Here is a 16,924-nt window from a genome sequence, read left to right as displayed (position 1 = left end):
CGAGCCGCGAGGTTCGGGGGTTTTGTTGATGGTGGATGTGGGCAACGACGCCATCCCTGGCCGCAGGGATGGCGCGGCGATCAGTCGCCCATCTGCTTCTGCAGGTGCTCGCGACGTTCCTGCGCATCCAGCGACAGCGTGGCGATCGGGCGCGCATCGAGGCGGTCGATGCCGATTTCCTCGTCGGTCTCCTCGCAGAAGCCGTAGCTGCCCTCCTCGATCCGGCGCAGCGCCTTGTCGATCTTCGAGATCAGCTTGCGGTAGCGGTCGCGGGTGCGCAGCTCCAGCGAGTTCTCCGTTTCACGCGTGGCGCGCTCGGCCTCGTCGCCGACGTCACGCACTTCCTCGCGCAGGTTGTCCATAGTCTGGCGCGACTCTTCCACCAGCTGATCGCGCCAGTCGCGCAGCTTGTTGCGGAAGTAGGCCAGATGCATCGGGTTCATGTACTCCTCGGCAAGCGAGGGGTGGTATCCCTTGGGCAGGTTGATGATGCTGGTGGACGGCAGCGCATACCGGCCATCTTCGCGGGTGATGCCGTTGTCGAGTTTCGTTGCAGCGGATTTGTTCATTGAGGACGACGAATTTTTCGGACTTTTGTGGGGAGGGGCGTGACCTGCGGCACCTTGGGTTGCACGCGGGATCACCATGGCGGTTGCGCTCGCCACCTTGCCCTTGAACAGGGTGCTGGCAGGCGCCGGGGACACGTGGTTGACGGCGACCGCTGCCGGTTTGGCAACGGATTTTGCAGCGGGTTCGGCCGGCGGGTTCGGCCGGGTGGCGGGTTTGGCGGCGGGTTTGGCGGCGGGTTTCGCCACCGGCTTCGCCGGCACCGCCTTCTTGGCGACCACCTTGGTCGCCGGCTTCGCGACCTTCTTCACCGCAGCGCCGCTCCCGGGCCTGGCGTTCGTAACGGCAGGCTTCTTCGCGACAACTTTCTTCACGGCAGGCTTCTTCAAGGCAGGCTTCTTCGCGACGGCTTTCTTCGCCGGCGCGTTCTTCATCGCGGATTTCTTCACCGTCACCTTCTTCACGACGGACTTCTTCGCCGGCGACTTGGCGGCGGCTTTCCCGGCCACGGGCTTGGCGGCCGGCTTCTTCGCCGCCACCGGCTTGGCGACGGCCTTCTTCGGCGCGGCCTTGGCGGCGCTCTTCACCGGCCGTTCCCTGCCTGCGGCCGGCTTCGACCTGGCGCCCCTGCTCCCTGTCGGAGACTTGCCCTTCTGCGCCTTGGCAGCGGTCGAACTACGCGTCGTTTTCGCCATATCCCTTCACCGTTTTTGGCCGTGGCGGCCGGGTGTTATAGCCCATGTGTCCTACACCGGCAAGCTCGCATCTGGAATACTTGTACCACTACCCATCGCTGGCCGCTCCGGCACCGTGAATGTCCTGACCCGATTGATACTGTGGATGCTGCGTTTGTACAAGCGCTGGCTCAGTCCCCTGCTCGGCCCGCGCTGCCGCTTCCACCCCAGTTGCTCCGATTATGCACGGATTGCGGTCACCCGCTTCGGCCCGTGGCGCGGCAGCTTGCTGGCCGGCTGGCGCGTGCTGCGCTGCCAGCCGCTGTGCGATGGCGGCGAGGATCCGGTGCCCGAGCACTTCCATTTTTCCCGCTGTCGCCACCACGTAGATTCTCCCGAGGCGCACTGACCGTTCCGGAATACGGAGTCGTCGCCGCGAGGCCGCCCCCGTCTCGCGTGAAGCGCGGCTAGCTCGGGATGGCCGCCGACGCCGGACCGGCGCAAGCGGCAGCGATCGTCACGGAGCGATCGTCACGGCGTGGAGCCGTAGCCGCCTTCCACGCCCTTGCTCGCATAGGCCACGGCATCGTGCGGGTGCAGGCTTTCCTGGTGCTCGACGCGGACATGGAAATCACCGAGCGCGGCATCGGTGTCGAGTGCCTTCTGGATGCGTCGGGCGGCATCCTCGCAGAACATCAGGTTGCCGCCGTTGGCCAGCGCGAAGGCCTGTTCGTCCTCGCGCTTCACCGCGGTCTGCACCGGCGTGCCTAGCGCATGCTCGACGCGATCGATCAAGCCGATCAGGTGGAAGTCGGCGCCGGGCACGAGGCGGATGCGCAGGCGCGCCACGCTGCGCTGGGCATGCGGGGTAGCGACGATGCCGCGCTCGCTGCCGAGCCAGGCCAGCACCGCAGCATGGTCGAGCGGCTGACCGGCATCGAAGTCGCTGGCGAACTGGTCCTGGATCAGCTGGCGCGACAGCGCCGCCGAGGCCGGGCAGGTGGAGGAATAGACCACCTCGGTGCCGAACTCGAGCAGGAACTCGTCGCCGGTGAGGCTGGCCTCGATGCATACCGGGTAGGCGCGCCAGCCGCTGTTGGCGCTCTTCAGCGCGGGGCGGCGCACCAGGTGCTCGAACTGGATGCTGAGGCAGGCCCGGTCGGACAGATCCTTGTGTGAATCGAGGAAGCCGCGCAGCAGCGCGTGCAGCATCGACGCATCCAGCGTCTGCGTGCTCAGCGCCTGTTCGACCTGCAGGTACAGCCGCGACATGTGGATGCCGCGCTTGTCTGGCCGGCTCAGGTTGACGAAGGCACCGACCCGGGCGCTGGAACGCTGCACCTGGCCATCGCCGGCGTCGAACAGCACCGGCACCTGGATGTCGGCCATGCCGACCCAGTCCAGCGCGCCGGCAAGATGCGGCTGCGCGTGCACGGCGACATCGGGCAGCAGGCGGGCGGTATTTTCCTGGTTCGGCATGATGGGGAATCCTGGCATCGGCGAGCGGGCGCCGTGAAGCAGACAATCTTGGGGCAGGCAGGCGGCCGCGCAATAGTGGCGTGGTGGAAACGCTGCGTCCGTGGCCGTTTTACGCCACGTACCGGCGCCATGCGCGCGCCGCCTGCCAGGCCTGCAGCGCGGTGGTCAGCACGGTGCGCGACTGGCCGGCCTGCAGTACTGCCAGCGCGTCGCCGGCACGCGCCGCCCGCCGCGCCAGACTGCTGGCATGACGCGATTCCAGCGCGCGAAACACGCTGAGCGGCCCGGCCAGCGTGGACGACTCCTGCCAGCTGGCCAGCAGGTCGCCCAATTGCGCCCTGACCGCCTGCTGCCGCGCCGCGCCGGCCGTACGCAACTGCGCGCGGCTCAGGCCATGTCGCGCCAGGCACGCCATCGGCAGCGGCAGGCGGTCGCGCTCGACATCCTGCTGCAGCCGCACCAGCGCATGCAGCAGATGATTCAGCACGGCCACCCGCGACGCCTGCGCCGGCGACGCCTCGGCACCGTACCACCAGGCGGTTTCCAGCGCGGCCAGCGCACCGTGCAGCGGCAGCGCGGCTTCGATCTGTGCGGGGAAGTCGGCGGCGGTGCCCTGTTCCAGCTGTGCCATCGCGGCCAGCACCGGCGCCAGCCAGAGCTCGCTGGCGATGGCATGCGCGCGCTCGTCGTCGAACAGCACCTGGCTCAGCGGGTGACGCCCGCCGCTGGCTGGCGCGCCGGCCAGTTCCTCGGCCCACCAGTTGAGCTTGGCGGTGGCCACCAGCGGTTCGCGGATGCCGTAGGCGGCGCCGAGCAGTTCCTGCTCCAGCGCGGCCAATGCAACGTGGCCGGGATAATGCCGGCCATCGACGAAGGCCAGCGCCACGCGCTGCTGCGGCTGCACCGCCAGCCACTTGTCGATGAAGCCCTGCAGTACCGCGTTCTGTTCGACCAGTTCGATCATGCGACTACCGGTTGCAGTTTCAGCAGCTCGACCAGCCCGGCCGGGTGGTCCAGCACGGCATCGGCGCCCCAGTCGTGGGGATCGCCGCCGTCGAGATAGCCCCAGCTCACCGCCACCGTGTACAGGCCGGCCGCCGCGCCGGCCTGTACGTCGCGACGGTCGTCGCCGACGAACAGGCTTTGCGCGGGCGCCACGCCGGCACGCTCGCAGGCCAGCAGCACCGGCGCCGGGTCCGGCTTCTTTACTGCCAGGGTGTCACCCGAGACCACCGCACCGGCGCGCCCCGCCCAGCCGATGCGGGCCACCAGCTCGTCGGTGAGGAAACCCGCCTTGTTGGTGACGATGCCCCAGCGCAGGCCGTGCGCCTCGATCCGCGCCAGCAGCTCGTCGATGCCGTCGAACGCACGCGTCTGCTGCGCCATCACGTCCTGGTACAACTGCAGATAGCGCGGCACCAGCGCCTCCAGCGCCGGCTCGCCACACGCGGCGAACGCGGTGCGCAGCACAGCGCGCGCACCGCGCGACACCACCTCGCGCACCGCTGCATACGGCGGCGGCGCCACGTTCTCTTCCGCGCACTGCGCCAGCAGCGCGGCATAGAGGTCGGGAGCGCTGTCGAGCAAGGTGCCGTCCAGGTCGAACAGCACGCCCTGGATGTTCTCGGGCAAGGGCTTCATGCCGGTTTGCGACCGTAGGAAGTCCCCGTGGGACGTGCGCTGAGCACGTAGTTGACCGCGGTGATCGAACTCAGCCAGGCCTTGCGGCTGAGCGGGTTGTAGGCCAGCCCGGAGACATCCTCCAGCTCCAGCCCGGCGTGGCGCAGCAGGCGGCCCAGCTCGGACGGCTTGAGGAACTGCGCGTAGTGGTGGGTGCCGCGCGGCAGCAGGCGCATCACGTATTCCGCGCCCACGATCGCCGCGCCGAACGCGGCCGGCGTGCGGTTGAGCGTGGACATGAACAGCCGCCCGCCTGGCTTCAGCAGCGCAGCCAGGTCGTTGACCAATGCCTGTGGGTCGGGTACGTGCTCGACCAGTTCCATGCAGCACACCGCGTCGAAGCTCGCCGGCTCGGCCGCCGCCAGTTCGGTCGAGGACTGCACGCGATAATCGACGGCGAGGCCGGATTCATGCAGGTGCAGCTTCGCGACCTCGATCACCTTCCCGCCCAGGTCGATGCCGGTGACCTTCGCGCCGGCGCGCGCCAGCGCCTCGCTGAGCAGGCCGCCGCCGCAACCGACGTCGGCGACCTTCGCCCCGCACAGGTCGACGCGGGCGGCGGCGTAGGCCGCGCGCACCGGGTTGAGGTCGTGCAGCGGGCGCGACTCGCCATCGGGATCCCACCAGCGTGCCGCCAGGCTGTCGAAGCGGGCGATCTCGGCGGGGTTGACGTTGGCGGTGGTCATGTTCGAGTCCACGGTGAGCCCATGAGTCTATTGGAAAGTGCGGCCATGGATGACTCCCTGTTGATTCTCCCGCTCAGATCAAACCGCCTGCCACTCGTACACCGTGATGTCCCAACCGCCACTGACGTGGGCCGGATCGCGGTGCACCAGTGCGGTCGCCTCGGCCAGGTCGGCCGCACGCAGCAGGTAGGCACCGCCGGACTTGTCGCTGAAGCCGCCGGACAGCTCGACCCGGCCCTCCTTGCGCAAGCCCTGCAGGAAGGCCAGATGCAGCGGTACCGCGGCGGGATCGAGCTGCGGCCGGCGGATCAGCAGGACCAGGTAACGGTTCATCGAGGGACTCCGCTTCAGGCCGAGGCGATACGCTCGCGCCAGGCGCGCGTGCGCTCCAGGATCGCGACGGTATCCATGCCGACCAGTTCGCGCGTGGCCAGCTTGCGCTTGCCGGCAATCCACACGTCGCTGACCTGATGGCGGCCGGTGGCATAGACCAGCTGCGAGACGACGTGGAACAGCGGCTGGGTTTCCAGGTCGCTCAATCGCACGGCGGCGAAGTCGGCCTGCTTGCCGACTTCGATCGAGCCGATCTTCGCCTCCAGTCCGACCGCCTTCGCGCCGTTGAGCGTGGCCGCACGTAGCGCGAACGCCGCATCGAACGCCGCGGCGTCGCCGGCCACCGCCTTGGCCAGCAGCGCGGCGGTACGCATCTCACCGAACATGTCCAGGTCGTTGTTGGAGGCGCAGCCATCGGTGCCAAGCGCCAGGTTGACCCCGGCGACGCGCAGTTTTTCCGCCGGGCAGAAGCCGGAGGCGAGCTTGAGATTGGACTCCGGGCAATGCACCACCGACACGCCGGCGGCGGCGCAGGCGGCGATCTCGCCGTCGGTCAGCTGGGTCATGTGCACCGCGATCAGGCGGTCGTTGACCAGGCCCAGCTTCTGCAGCCGCTGGAACGGGCGCAGCCCGCTCCTGGCCTTCTCGTCCTCGACCTCGTGCGCAGTCTCGTGCGTGTGCAGGTGCACCGGGATGTCGAGCTGGTCGGACAACACGCGGATGCGCTCGAAGCTCTCGTCCGACACCGTATACGGCGCATGCGGCGCGAACGCGGTGCTGATCAGGTGGTCACCGCGGAAGCTGTCGTACACCTCGCCGGCACGTTCGAAGTACTCGTCCTGGCTTTTCGCCCAGGCGGTGGGGAATTCGATCACCGGCAGGCCGACCACCGCGCGGAAACCCAGCTTGCGGTAAGTGGCGCCGATCACGTCGGGGAAGAAGTAGTTCTCGTTGGCACAGGTGGTGCCGCCGCGCAGCATCTCGGCCACCGCCAGTTCCACGCCGTCGCGCACGAACTCCGGCCCCAGTACCTTCGCCTCGGCCGGCCAGATGTGCTGCTGCAGCCACACCATCAGCGGCAGGTCGTCGGCAAGGCCGCGCAGCAGGGTCATCGGATTGTGCGTGTGGCTGTTGACCAGACCGGGAATCAACGCGTGTTCGGAAAGCGAAACACGCTCGCGCGGCGCGTAGGCGGCATGCGCCTCGGCCATGGGGAGCACGGCCACGATGCGGCCGCCGTCGACGGCGACGGCGTGGTTGTCGAGCACCACGCCATGCGGTTCGATCGGGACGACCCAGCGCGCTTCGATCATCAGGTCGACGGGCTGCGGAGGCATCTGGCTCATCGCTCACTCACTGTGCAAGGGATAAATACGAGACGGGGCGGCGCACCTTGCGGCGTCCGCCCCAGAATCGTCATGTCTCGGCATCGTCATTCCGGCGATAGGCCGGAGTCCAGGGCTCTCGTGCAGCCGGGTGAAGGGTTTGGCGTGCTGCGCACGAGTACTTCACTGGATCCCGGCCTTCGCCGGGATGACGAACCGGCAAAGGCGCGGGCACAGCCCGCGCGCCGGTTCGTCACTTGACGCGGCTGACGTACTCGCCGGTGCGGGTGTCGACCTTGATCACCTCGTCGGTGCCCACGAACAGCGGCACGCGCACCACCGCGCCGGTTTCCAGCGTGGCCGGTTTGCCGCCGCCGCCGGAGGTGTCGCCGCGCACGCCGGGATCGGTCTCGGTGATCTTCAGCTCGACGAAGTTCGGCGGCTGCACCGCGATGATCTCGCCGTTGAACAGCGTGACCACGCACTCTTCCTCGCCCTTCAGCCACTTCGCCGTGTCGCCGACGCCGGTCTTGCCGGCCTGGTGCTGCTCGAACGATTCCTGGTGCATGAAGTGCCAGAACTCGCCGTCGGAGTACAGGTACTGCATGTCGGTGTCGGTGATGTCCGCCACCTCGAACGAATCGCTGGACTTCATCGTCTGCTCGGTGGTGCGCCCCGTCTTCAGGTTGCGGATGAAGATGCGGGTGAACGCCTGTCCCTTGCCGGGCTTGATGAACTCGGCTTCGGTGATGATCCACGGATCGTTGTTGTGAAGGATCTTCATACCCTTCTTGACGTCGTTGAGACCGGCGGTGGCCATGCAGTGCGCTCCGATATATGAATTTCAATGTTCAAGGGCCCGAAACGGGCCCTTGCGCCGCTGCCGGCGGCTAAAATAGATGGTTTGACGGGCCGGCCGGCCCAGACAAGGCCACACATGATAACCGCAAGCCCTGCCGCACGCATTACGCCGGACGCCCCGGCCGCCGACTGGCGCCAGCTGTGGCGCGAGGCTGTCACCGATGCTGGCGAACTGCTGGACCTGCTCGGGCTGCAGCATCTCGCCGGCCAGCTGCCGCCGGCGGACGCCGGTTTCCAGCTGCGCGTGCCGCGCGGCTTCGTGGCTCGCATGCGCCACGGCGATCCGCGCGATCCGCTGCTGCTGCAGGTGTTGCCGCAACTGGTCGAGCTGGACGAGGTGCCCGGCTTCGTTACCGATGCGGTCGGCGACATGGCAGCGCGTGAGGCGCGCGGCGTGCTGCACAAGTACCACGGGCGCGCCCTGCTGATCGCCAGCGGCAGCTGCGCGATCAACTGTCGCTACTGCTTCCGCCGTCACTTCCCGTATGGCGAGGAGATGGCCGCCGCCGGCCAGTGGAAGCAGGCGCTGGAGCATCTGCGCCAGGACCCCTCGATTAGCGAGCTGATCCTGTCCGGCGGAGACCCGCTGGCGCTGGCCACCACCAAACTGGAGGAACTGGGCCGCGGCCTGGCCGAATTGCCGCAGGTCATCCGCCTGCGCATCCACAGCCGCCTGCCGGTGGTGCTGCCGGAGCGCATCGATGACGCCTTCACCGGCTGGCTGGGCGCGCTGCCGCTGCAGAAGGTGGTGGTGCTGCACGCGAACCATGCCAACGAACTGGACGCCAGCGTCGACGCCGCCTGCGCCCGGCTGCGCGCGGCCGGCGCCACCGTGCTGAACCAGTCGGTGCTGCTGCGCGGGGTCAACGACGACGCCAACGCGCTGGCCGAGCTGTCCGAGCGGCTGTTCGCCGCTGGCGTGCTGCCGTACTACCTGCACCAGCTCGACCGCGTACAGGGCGCCGCGCACTTCGAGGTCGACGACCACCGCGCCCTGGTCCTGGTGGAAGCGCTGCGCGCCCGCCTGCCGGGCTACCTGGTGCCCCGACTGGTGCGCGAGGTGGGCGGCGACGCCTCCAAACGGCCGCTGTAAAGCGGCAGTGGCGCCCGTCGCATGATTTTCCCGCTGGCGGCTGCTGGCGGAATCCGTTACAAACGGTCACTGCGGCCAAATGCGCCGACCGTCCAGCACCGCCCGCGATGAACAACGGACAGCGTCACGCCCCATGAAAAAAGATTTCGTCATCAAGATCCTCTTCGTCGAAAGCTCGCTGGAGGAGGCCGAGCAGATCATCAGCCTGCTGCGCAACACCGGCATTGCCGTGCGGCCAGCCCGCGCCACCAACGTCGAGCAGATGCAGGCCGCGGTGAACGAGCTGGAACCGGACGTGGTGATGTTCGACCCGGCGATCACCGGCATCACCCTGGAAGAGGCGGTCAAGGTGCTCGATGCCTACGGCCGCGATTATTCGCTGTTGGGACTGGTCAACACGATCGACAACCAGATCGTGGCGGATCTGTTCGTGCACGGTGCCCGCGGCGTCGCCTCGCGCAGCCAGCCGAAGCAGCTGATCGCGGTGCTGCAGCGCGAGTTCGACTCGCTGCAGACGCGCCGCCAGGTCCGCCGCCTGGAAACCGCCCTGCGCGAATCGGAGCGGCGCTGCGACGCGCTGCTCGACTCCTCCACCGACGCGATCGCCTACGTGCACGAGGGCATGCACGTGCGCGCCAACCAGGCCTACCTGGAAACCTTCGGCTACGACAGCTTCGACGACCTGCTCGGCTTGCCGGTGCTGGACATGATCGACTCGACCCATGCCGACGAGTTCAAGACCCTGCTGCGCGGACACGCGCGGCAGGAGAAGACACCATCCCAGCTCACCCTGCATGCGCGCCGCGCCGACGGCAGCCAGTTCGACGCCACGGTGGAGTTCGCGCCGGCCACCTTCGAGGGCGAGTCCTGCCTGCAGATCGTGTTCCGCCGGCAACTGGTCGACCAGACGGTGCTGGAGCAGCTGCAGCGCGACCCGGTCACCGGCCTGTTCAATCGCGCCCGCATGCTGGAATCCATCGATGATGCCGTGACCGCCGCGGCGAAGGGCAAGAAGGGCCAGTCGCTGCTGCTGGTCGAGCCGGACAACTGGGCCTCGCTGGTGGGCGGCATCGGCCTGGGCAAGGCCGACGAGTTGCTGGCCGGCTTCGCCGACCGCATCCGCATGCTGCTCGGCGCCGATGATGTCGCCGGCATGCTCGCCGAGCACACCCTGGGCGTGGTGCTCGATGCGCGTCCGGACGAGGCGATCAAGGAGTGGATCGCCAGGCTGCAACACAGCGTCAGCAACGAGATTTTCGACGCCGGCTCGCGCTCGATCACGGTCACCGCCAGCATCGGCGGCAGCCTGCTGGGCGAAAAGAACGCCAACGCCGAACTGCTGCTCAACCAGGCCAGCCAGGCCCTGCGCACCGCGCAGAGCCTGGGCGGCAGCCAGGTGGAGCTGCATGACCCGGCCGCGCGCGAAAAGGCCGACGAGGAACGCGAGCGCTACTGGCTGGAACTGCTGCGCAAGGCGCTCACCGGGGAAGGCCTGGTGCTCTATCATCAGCAGACCATCAGCCTGCAAGACGCCGAGGGTGACTATTCGGAGATCCTGCTGCGCATGAACGGCCCGCAGGGCGAGGTGCTGCCCGGCTTCTTCATGCCGATCGCCGAGAAGCACGGGCTTACCGGCGCGATCGACCGCTGGGTGCTCGACCAGGCCATCAGGGCACTGCAGGCGCGCGAGGGCCTGGGCCAGCAGACCACGTTCTTCATCAAGCTCACCGCCGCCTCGCTACAGGACGACAAGTTGCTGGCGTGGCTGGGCGATCGGCTCAAGCGGGCCGGGTTGAAGCGCGGCCAACTGGTGCTGGAGATGACCGAGAGCAAGGTGATGACCTTGCTGCGCCCGGCCCAGGAGTTCGTCAACGGCTGGAAGAAAGTGGGCGGCCGCTTCGCGCTGGAGCAGTTCGGCTCGGGCCTGAACTCGTTCCAGTTGCTCAACCACATCGACGCGGACTACCTGAAGATCGACCGCAGCTACATGGCTGACCTGCCGCAGCACCCGGAAAGCCAGAAGAAGGTGACCGAGATCTGCCAGCAGGCCCACGAGCTGAAGCGCCTGACCATCGCCGAATGGGTCGAGGACGCCACCAGCACCTCGCTGCTGTTCGCCTGCGGCGTGGATTTCGTGCAGGGCAATTTCCTGCAGCAGCCGCAACGCCTGGAGTGACGGCCTGCGGCAAAGCGCGCCGCCAGCCGCCCCGGAAGCACGAAAAAACCCGCGGATCGCTCCGCGGGTTTTTCATGCCACGGCGATCGCCGGGCGAATTACTCGGCAGCAGCAGCCTTCGCGTTGGCCTTGGCGGCGGCAGCGGCGGCGACGTCTTCCTTGATGCGAGCAGCCTTGCCTTCCAGACCACGCAGGTAGTACAGCTTGGCGCCGCGCACCTTGCCCCGGCGCTTCACCGTCACCGAGTCGATGGCCGGGCTGTGCGCCTGGAACACGCGCTCCACGCCGGTGCCGTGCGAGATCTTGCGCACGGTGAAGGCCGAATGCAGGCCGCGGCTGCGCCGGGCGATGACGATGCCCTCGAACGCCTGCACACGCTCGCGGTTGCCTTCCTTCACCTTGACGTTGACCACCACGGTGTCGCCGGGGTTGAATTCCGGCAGCTGGCGGGTGATCTGCTCGGATTCGAACTGTTCAATGATCTTGTTCATGGCGCACCTGTCGGTTCACGTTTGCGATATCAATGGCTGCGACCGTCAACCGGTCGCATCGTCTTGCCGTGTCGGCCTTCGCGAGGCGTGTTCACGGCGGAATTCATCCAGCAGGGCCCGGGATGGCGCATCCAGCCCCCGCTGTGACAACAAGTCGGGCCGCCGCAACCAGGTCCGTCCCAGCGACTGCTTCAGGCGCCAGCGGGCAATCGCCGCATGGTCGCCGGACAGCAGCACCTCCGGCACGGAACCCAGCGCATCGTGCACCGGTTTTGCATAGTGCGGACAATCCAGCAGGCCATCCGAGAATGAATCCTGCTCGGCCGACTGCGCATCGTTCAACGCGCCATCCTGCAAGCGCCCCACCGCGTCGATGACCACCGCGGCGGCGAGCTCGCCGCCGGACAGCACATAATCGCCGATGGAAAGCTCCTCGTCGACCTCGTGCGCCAGCAGACGCTCGTCCACACCTTCATAACGCCCGCAGAGCAAGGCGACGCGCGGCATTTTCGCCAGCGCTTCCACCCTGCCCTGCGTCAGCCGCGCTCCCTGCGGACTGAGATAAACCAGATGCACCGGTTCCGGTGCCGCCGCACGCATGGCCGCCAGGGTCGTGCGCAACGGCTCGATCATCATCACCATCCCGGGACCGCCGCCATACGAGCTGCTGTCCACGCTGCGATGCCGGTCGGTGGCGTAGTCGCGCGGGTTCCAGGTTTCCACCTGCAGCAGCTCGCGCTGCTGCGCGCGTCCCACCACACCGACCGCGGCGCACTGGCGCACGAAGTCGGGAAACAGGCTGACGACATCGATGCGCATGGGCCTCAAACTCCAGCTTTCAGAATTCGGGATCCCAGTCCACCACCATGCGCCCTGCGGACAGATCCACCGAACGCACATACGAACCCTGGACGAAGGGAACCAGCCGCTCGCGCTCGCCGTCCCTCACCACCACCACGTCATTGGCGCCGGTGGCGAACAGGTGACTGACCCGCCCCAGCTTCACGCCTTCCGTGGTGACGACCTCAAGTCCCTCGAGATCGACCCAGTAATACTCGCCTTCCGCAGGAGGCGGCAGCTGCTCGCGGGCGACATGGATGTCGGTACCGACCAGCGCCGCTGCCTGCTCCCGGTCGTCCACCCCAGGCAGATGGGCCACCAGCCCCTTGCCCTGCGTGCGACCCTTCACTTCGCTGACCTGCGTCTCCGTGCCGGGCGCTGCACCGAGCAGCCACGGCTGGTAGTCGAAGATCCGCATGCGCGGCTCGGCCCAGGATTCGATCTTGAGCCAGCCCTGCACGCCATACAGTCCGACGATGCGCCCGATCAGGACGCGCCGACCGGCTGCAGTCATACTCAGGCAGCCTGCTGCTTGCCGGCTTCCTTGACCAGGGCGGCGACCTTGTCGGTCAGCTGGGCGCCCTTGCCGACCCACTCCTGCACGCGCGCGACGTTCAGCTCAAGGCGCTTGTCCTTGCCCGCCGCGACCGGGTTGTAGAAGCCCACGTTCTCGATATTGCGGCCGTCGCGCTTGTTGCGCTGGTCGGTCACGACGACGTGGTAGAACGGACGGCCCTTGGCGCCACCGCGCGAAAGACGAATCTTGACCATGGTAGAACTCCAGAATTGCCGAATCAGCGGCAGGCGCACGAGAGTCGTGCGCGGGAAACGGGGCATTTTAGCGGATTTTCGGGAAAAGGGAAGGCTTTCGCGACATGACAGCCCCGCACCGGAATCATTCCCGCGAGAGCGGGAATCCATCTTGCTCTGGCCGCAAAAGTCAAAATGGGTTCCCGCTTGACCGGCCCTTCGGCCGTTGAAAAGCGCCTCGCGGGAATGACGGTCGGCTTCGGGTAGGGGTTCCTCAGCGCAGCGGCGGCAGCCCACCCATGCCGCCCATGCCCTTCATGGCGCCGCGCATCTGCCGCAGCAGGCCCTTGCTGCCACCCTTGGACAGCTTGGACATCATCTTTTCCATCTGCATGTACTGCTTCAGCAGGCGGTTGACGTCGGCCGGCTGGGTACCCGAACCACGCGCCACGCGCGCGCGGCGCGAGCCGTTCAGCAGATCCGGGTGGCGACGTTCCTTCTTCGTCATCGAGCCGATGATCGCGATCATTCGCCTCATCTCGCCGTCGTTGACCTTGGACTTGACGCTGTCCGGCAGGCTGGACACGCCCGGCAGCTTGTCCATCAGGCCGGCCAGGCCGCCCATGTTGCCCATCTGCTCCAGTTGGTCCCTCATGTCGTTCAGGTCGAAGCGCTTGCCCTTCATCACCTTCTGGGCCAGCTTCTGCGCCTTGTCCTGGTCGACCTTGCGCTCGACCTCCTCGACCAGGCTCAGCACGTCGCCCATGCCGAGGATGCGCTGGGCCAGCCGGTCCGGATGGAACGGCTCCAGTGCGTCGGTCTTCTCGCCGGCGCCGAGGAACTTGATCGGCTTGCCGGTGACGTAGCGCACCGACAGTGCCGCGCCGCCGCGGGCATCGCCGTCGGTCTTGGTGAGGATCACGCCGGTCAGCGGCAGCGCCTCGTTGAATGCCTTGGCGGTGTTGGCGGCGTCCTGGCCGGTCATCGAGTCGACCACGAACAGGGTTTCGATCGGCGTGATCGCGGCATGCAGCGCCTTGATCTCGGCCATCATCGTCTCGTCCACGTGCAGGCGGCCGGCGGTGTCGACCAGCAGCACGTCGACCACCTCGCGCCGCGCGGCGGCGATGGCGTCCTTCGCGATCTGCACCGGATCCTGGCCCGTCGCGGACGGGAAGAACTTCACCCCGACCTGCTCGGCCAGCGTGCGCAGCTGCTCGATCGCGGCCGGACGGTAGACGTCGCAGCTCACCACCATCACCTTTTTCTTCTTGCGCTCGGTCAGCAGCCGCGCCAGCTTGGCCACCGTAGTGGTCTTGCCGGCGCCCTGCAGGCCCGCCATCAGCACCACCGCCGGCGGCTGCTGGGCCAGGTTCAGTTCGGTGTTGGCGGTACCCATCACCACGGTCAGCTCGTCGCTGACCACCTTGATCAGCGCCTGGCTCGGCGACAGGCTCTTGATCACGTCCTGGCCGACCGCGCGCACCTTGATCCGCTGGATCAGCGCCTGCACCACCGGCAGCGCCACGTCGGCTTCCAGCAGCGCAATGCGCACCTCACGCAGGGCTTCGCGGATGTTCTCTTCGGTCAGCCGGCCGCGGCCGCGCAGGCGGTTGACGGTGGTGGCAAGGCGTTGGCTGAGCGACTCGAACATGACGGGACCGGCAAACGGGAAAGCAGCCGATTATAGCGGACGGATCGCCCCACTCCGCATGCAAGCCGGCACGACCCTGTGCGACACTGCCCGGCAATGACCATCCACGTTCTGGCCCTGTTCGCCATCGCGCTCTACCTCGCTGCCGCCGCCGGGCTGGCGCGCCCGCTGCTGGGCGGCGGCCAGCCGCTGAACCGGCTGGCGCTGGCACTGGCCGGCGCCGCGGTGCTGATCCACGCCGGCATCCTGCTCGGCATGCATCGCGGCGCGCTGGACCTGCACTTCTTCGCCGCGCTGTCGCTGGTCGCATTCGTCGTCTCGGCGCTGACCCTGCTGGTGAACGTCTCGCGCCCGGTCGCCGCGCTCGGCGTGATCGTGTTTCCGCTGACCGCCGCGCTGCTCGCGCTGGACAGCTTCCTGGCGCCGCCCACCCTGCCGCAGCCAATGGACTGGCAGATCAAGCTGCACGTGACGGTGGCGCTGCTCGCGTTCGGCGTGCTGTCGATCGCCGCCGTGCTGGCGATCATGCTGGCGCTGCAGGAGCGCGCCCTGCGCCATCGCCAGCTCGGCCGCTGGCTGCGCGCGCTGCCGCCGCTGACGCTGACCGAAACCCTGCTGTTCCGTCTGATCAGCGCCGGCTTCGTGCTGCTCACGCTGACCCTGCTCACCGGCGTGCTGTTCGTCGACAACCTGTTCGGCCAGCACCTGGCGCACAAGACCGTGCTGTCGATCGGCGCCTGGCTGGTGTTCGGCGTGCTGCTGTACGGCCGCTGGCGGCATGGCTGGCGCGGCACCCGCGCAGTCAACCTGACCCTGATCGGCATGGCGGTGCTGGTGCTGGCATTCTTCGGCTCGAAATTCGTGCTGGAGCTGATCCTGCACCGCACGGTGCCCTGAGCACGCACGCCGGCCGTCAGTCGCTGGGCCGCTCAGCGGCAGGCGTCGATCGCCTCGCCCAGCCGCTCCACCCCGACCACTTCCATCTCGCCCACGCGCCCTTTCTTCGGTGCGTTCGCCTTCGGCACGATGGCGCGGCGGAAACCGTGGTGGGCGGCCTCCTTCAAGCGCTCCTCGCCGTTCGGCACCGGGCGGATCTCGCCGGACAGGCCCACTTCGCCGAAGGCGATGGTGTGCTCCGGCAGCGGCCGGTCGCGCAAGCTGGACAGCACCGCCAGCAGCACCGGCAGGTCGGCCGCCGTCTCCTGCACGCGGATGCCGCCGACCACGTTGACGAACACGTCCTGGTCGTAGGCCGCCACGCCACCGTGCCGGTGCAGCACCGCCAACAGCATCGCCAGCCGGTTCTGTTCCAGGCCCAGGGTGACCCGGCGCGGGTTGCCCAGCGAGCTCTGGTCCACCAGCGCCTGCACCTCCACCAGCAGCGGCCGGGTGCCTTCGCGGGTGACCATCACCGCGCTGCCCGGCGTGGGGCCCGCGTGCGTGGACAGGAAGATCGCCGACGGGTTCGGCACCTCGCGCAGGCCCTTGTCGCCCATCGCGAACACGCCCAGCTCGTTGACCGCGCCGAAGCGGTTCTTGAATGCGCGCAGCACGCGGAAGCGCGAACCGGATTCGCCCTCGAAATACAGCACCGCGTCGACCATGTGCTCCAGCACGCGCGGACCGGCGATGCCGCCTTCCTTGGTGACGTGGCCGACCAGGAACACGCTGGTGCCGGTTTCCTTGGCGTAGCGGGTGAGCTTGGCCGCCGACTCGCGTACCTGCGACACCGAGCCGGGCGCGGCGGTGAGCAGTTCGGTCCAGATGGTCTGGATCGAGTCGACCACCAGCACCCGCGGCCGCGTCGCCGCCGCCTGTTCGAGGATGCGTTCGATGCAGGTCTCGGCCAGCGCCTGCAGCGGCTCCAGCGGCAGGCCCAGGCGCTGCGCCCGCGCCGCCACCTGGGCCAGCGACTCCTCGCCGGTGACGTAGACGCTGGGCAGTTGCCCGCCCAGCGTGCCCAGCATCTGCAGCAGCAGGGTCGACTTGCCGATGCCTGGATCGCCGCCGATCAGCACCACCGAGCCCTGCACCAGGCCGCCGCCGAGCACGCGGTCCAGCTCACCGATGCCGGTCAGCGTGCGGGCCTCGGTGGTCAGCGCCACCGCGGTCAGCGGCGTGATACGCGGCGCGCCCGCGGCGGCGCCGGCGTAACTGGAACGCTGCGCGCCCACCGACGGCTTCGCCGCCGACGCCGGCGCCAGCACGATCTCGCTGAGCGTGTTCCACGCGCCGCACTCGGCGCACGCGCCCTGCCACTTCGGATGCTCGGCACCGCAATCGGTGCAGACATAGGCGGTCTTGGCCTTGGCCAT

Annotated in this window: 18 protein-coding genes; 4 read left to right on the top strand and 14 right to left on the bottom strand. The window is 68.1% G+C overall.

Annotated elements, in window-relative coordinates:
* Window positions 1-80: 80 nt before the first annotated feature.
* Window positions 81-1,262 carry an RNA polymerase-binding protein DksA gene (gene dksA, locus LRK53_RS19420; protein ID WP_425504537.1) on the bottom strand — a complete coding sequence of 394 codons (1,182 nt, stop codon included), beginning with the start codon at window positions 1,260-1,262 and terminating at the stop codon, window positions 81-83.
* Between the two features lie 145 nt (window positions 1,263-1,407).
* Here dksA and yidD point away from each other — a divergent pair, with 145 nt between their 5' ends.
* Window positions 1,408-1,650 (top strand): membrane protein insertion efficiency factor YidD, encoded by a 243-nt coding sequence (gene yidD / locus LRK53_RS07500; protein ID WP_221174207.1) that lies wholly within the window; start codon window positions 1,408-1,410, stop codon window positions 1,648-1,650.
* A 122-nt stretch (window positions 1,651-1,772) separates the two neighbouring features.
* Here the strand turns inward: yidD and folE2 are convergent, their stop codons facing one another.
* The 7 genes from folE2 to efp form a co-directional block, all read right to left on the bottom strand.
* Window positions 1,773-2,720 carry a GTP cyclohydrolase FolE2 gene (folE2, locus tag LRK53_RS07495; RefSeq protein WP_027492775.1) on the bottom strand — a complete coding sequence of 316 codons (948 nt, stop codon included), beginning with the start codon at window positions 2,718-2,720 and terminating at the stop codon, window positions 1,773-1,775.
* Window positions 2,721-2,829: 109 nt separating this feature from the next.
* Window positions 2,830-3,684, bottom strand: a complete 855-nt coding sequence (locus LRK53_RS07490) for an isoprenoid biosynthesis enzyme family protein (protein WP_235642599.1) — start codon at window positions 3,682-3,684, stop codon at window positions 2,830-2,832.
* Complete coding sequence (gene gph, locus LRK53_RS07485; RefSeq protein ID WP_027492776.1) at window positions 3,681-4,361, bottom strand: phosphoglycolate phosphatase; 681 nt, start codon at window positions 4,359-4,361, stop codon at window positions 3,681-3,683. Before gph ends, LRK53_RS07490 begins: the two co-directional genes overlap by 4 nt.
* The gene (gene ubiG / locus LRK53_RS07480) at window positions 4,358-5,086 is read right to left on the bottom strand and encodes a bifunctional 2-polyprenyl-6-hydroxyphenol methylase/3-demethylubiquinol 3-O-methyltransferase UbiG (protein WP_027492777.1); all 729 of its coding nucleotides are present in this window, start codon (window positions 5,084-5,086) and stop codon (window positions 4,358-4,360) included. The genes gph and ubiG overlap by 4 nt, the downstream gene beginning before the upstream one ends.
* Before the next feature lie 78 nt (window positions 5,087-5,164).
* Window positions 5,165-5,419, bottom strand: coding sequence for a YciI family protein (locus LRK53_RS07475; RefSeq protein ID WP_027492778.1), 255 nt, complete (start codon window positions 5,417-5,419; stop codon window positions 5,165-5,167).
* Window positions 5,420-5,433: 14 nt separating this feature from the next.
* Window positions 5,434-6,765, bottom strand: a complete 1,332-nt coding sequence (locus LRK53_RS07470; RefSeq protein WP_027492779.1) for a TRZ/ATZ family hydrolase — start codon at window positions 6,763-6,765, stop codon at window positions 5,434-5,436.
* A 232-nt stretch (window positions 6,766-6,997) separates the two neighbouring features.
* Window positions 6,998-7,564 carry an elongation factor P gene (efp, locus tag LRK53_RS07465; RefSeq protein WP_235642598.1) on the bottom strand — a complete coding sequence of 189 codons (567 nt, stop codon included), beginning with the start codon at window positions 7,562-7,564 and terminating at the stop codon, window positions 6,998-7,000.
* Window positions 7,565-7,681: 117 nt separating this feature from the next.
* On the opposite strand from efp, the gene epmB reads away from it, so the two are divergent.
* Both epmB and LRK53_RS07455 read left to right on the top strand, forming a co-directional pair.
* Entirely contained in the window at window positions 7,682-8,698 is a 1,017-nt protein-coding gene (gene epmB / locus LRK53_RS07460) for an EF-P beta-lysylation protein EpmB (protein WP_235642597.1), read from the top strand.
* A 133-nt stretch (window positions 8,699-8,831) separates the two neighbouring features.
* Window positions 8,832-10,874, top strand: a complete 2,043-nt coding sequence (locus LRK53_RS07455) for an EAL domain-containing response regulator (RefSeq protein WP_027492781.1) — start codon at window positions 8,832-8,834, stop codon at window positions 10,872-10,874.
* Between the two features lie 98 nt (window positions 10,875-10,972).
* Here the strand turns inward: LRK53_RS07455 and rplS are convergent, their stop codons facing one another.
* The 5 genes from rplS to ffh all read right to left on the bottom strand — a co-directional run bounded on the left by rplS (window position 10,973) and on the right by ffh (window position 14,609).
* Window positions 10,973-11,365 (bottom strand): 50S ribosomal protein L19, encoded by a 393-nt coding sequence (rplS, locus tag LRK53_RS07450; RefSeq protein WP_027492782.1) that lies wholly within the window; start codon window positions 11,363-11,365, stop codon window positions 10,973-10,975.
* 45 nt (window positions 11,366-11,410) lie between these two features.
* Window positions 11,411-12,184, bottom strand: coding sequence for a tRNA (guanosine(37)-N1)-methyltransferase TrmD (trmD, locus tag LRK53_RS07445; RefSeq protein WP_027492783.1), 774 nt, complete (start codon window positions 12,182-12,184; stop codon window positions 11,411-11,413).
* A gap of 19 nt (window positions 12,185-12,203) precedes the next feature.
* Window positions 12,204-12,719 carry a ribosome maturation factor RimM gene (rimM, locus tag LRK53_RS07440; RefSeq protein ID WP_027492784.1) on the bottom strand — a complete coding sequence of 172 codons (516 nt, stop codon included), beginning with the start codon at window positions 12,717-12,719 and terminating at the stop codon, window positions 12,204-12,206.
* A 2-nt stretch (window positions 12,720-12,721) separates the two neighbouring features.
* Window positions 12,722-12,976 carry a 30S ribosomal protein S16 gene (gene rpsP, locus LRK53_RS07435; protein ID WP_007510510.1) on the bottom strand — a complete coding sequence of 85 codons (255 nt, stop codon included), beginning with the start codon at window positions 12,974-12,976 and terminating at the stop codon, window positions 12,722-12,724.
* 253 nt (window positions 12,977-13,229) lie between these two features.
* The gene (gene ffh, locus LRK53_RS07430) at window positions 13,230-14,609 is read right to left on the bottom strand and encodes a signal recognition particle protein (protein WP_027492785.1); all 1,380 of its coding nucleotides are present in this window, start codon (window positions 14,607-14,609) and stop codon (window positions 13,230-13,232) included.
* A 96-nt stretch (window positions 14,610-14,705) separates the two neighbouring features.
* Here ffh and LRK53_RS07425 point away from each other — a divergent pair, with 96 nt between their 5' ends.
* Entirely contained in the window at window positions 14,706-15,506 is an 801-nt protein-coding gene (locus LRK53_RS07425) for a cytochrome C assembly family protein (RefSeq protein ID WP_027492786.1), read from the top strand.
* Window positions 15,507-15,538: 32 nt separating this feature from the next.
* Here the strand turns inward: LRK53_RS07425 and radA are convergent, their stop codons facing one another.
* On the bottom strand, window positions 15,539-16,924 hold the full coding sequence (gene radA / locus LRK53_RS07420; protein ID WP_235642596.1) for a DNA repair protein RadA: 1,386 nt from the start codon (window positions 16,922-16,924) through the stop codon (window positions 15,539-15,541).

Source organism: Rhodanobacter thiooxydans (assembly GCF_021545845.1).
Classification (GTDB): domain Bacteria; phylum Pseudomonadota; class Gammaproteobacteria; order Xanthomonadales; family Rhodanobacteraceae; genus Rhodanobacter.
This window is presented reverse-complemented; position numbering and strand designations above follow the sequence as displayed.

Coding starts and splice junctions, on each gene's coding strand:
- dksA (WP_425504537.1), bottom strand. CDS start 1,262: ATGGCGAAAACGACGCGTAGTTCGACCGCTGCCAAGGCGCAGAAGGGC.
- yidD (WP_221174207.1), top strand. CDS start 1,408: ATGCTGCGTTTGTACAAGCGCTGGCTCAGTCCCCTGCTCGGCCCGCGC.
- folE2 (WP_027492775.1), bottom strand. CDS start 2,720: ATGCCGAACCAGGAAAATACCGCCCGCCTGCTGCCCGATGTCGCCGTG.
- LRK53_RS07490 (WP_235642599.1), bottom strand. CDS start 3,684: ATGATCGAACTGGTCGAACAGAACGCGGTACTGCAGGGCTTCATCGAC.
- gph (WP_027492776.1), bottom strand. CDS start 4,361: ATGAAGCCCTTGCCCGAGAACATCCAGGGCGTGCTGTTCGACCTGGAC.
- ubiG (WP_027492777.1), bottom strand. CDS start 5,086: ATGACCACCGCCAACGTCAACCCCGCCGAGATCGCCCGCTTCGACAGC.
- LRK53_RS07475 (WP_027492778.1), bottom strand. CDS start 5,419: ATGAACCGTTACCTGGTCCTGCTGATCCGCCGGCCGCAGCTCGATCCC.
- LRK53_RS07470 (WP_027492779.1), bottom strand. CDS start 6,765: ATGAGCCAGATGCCTCCGCAGCCCGTCGACCTGATGATCGAAGCGCGC.
- efp (WP_235642598.1), bottom strand. CDS start 7,564: ATGGCCACCGCCGGTCTCAACGACGTCAAGAAGGGTATGAAGATCCTT.
- epmB (WP_235642597.1), top strand. CDS start 7,682: ATGATAACCGCAAGCCCTGCCGCACGCATTACGCCGGACGCCCCGGCC.
- LRK53_RS07455 (WP_027492781.1), top strand. CDS start 8,832: ATGAAAAAAGATTTCGTCATCAAGATCCTCTTCGTCGAAAGCTCGCTG.
- rplS (WP_027492782.1), bottom strand. CDS start 11,365: ATGAACAAGATCATTGAACAGTTCGAATCCGAGCAGATCACCCGCCAG.
- trmD (WP_027492783.1), bottom strand. CDS start 12,184: ATGCGCATCGATGTCGTCAGCCTGTTTCCCGACTTCGTGCGCCAGTGC.
- rimM (WP_027492784.1), bottom strand. CDS start 12,719: ATGACTGCAGCCGGTCGGCGCGTCCTGATCGGGCGCATCGTCGGACTG.
- rpsP (WP_007510510.1), bottom strand. CDS start 12,976: ATGGTCAAGATTCGTCTTTCGCGCGGTGGCGCCAAGGGCCGTCCGTTC.
- ffh (WP_027492785.1), bottom strand. CDS start 14,609: ATGTTCGAGTCGCTCAGCCAACGCCTTGCCACCACCGTCAACCGCCTG.
- LRK53_RS07425 (WP_027492786.1), top strand. CDS start 14,706: ATGACCATCCACGTTCTGGCCCTGTTCGCCATCGCGCTCTACCTCGCT.
- radA (WP_235642596.1), bottom strand. CDS start 16,924: ATGGCCAAGGCCAAGACCGCCTATGTCTGCACCGATTGCGGTGCCGAG.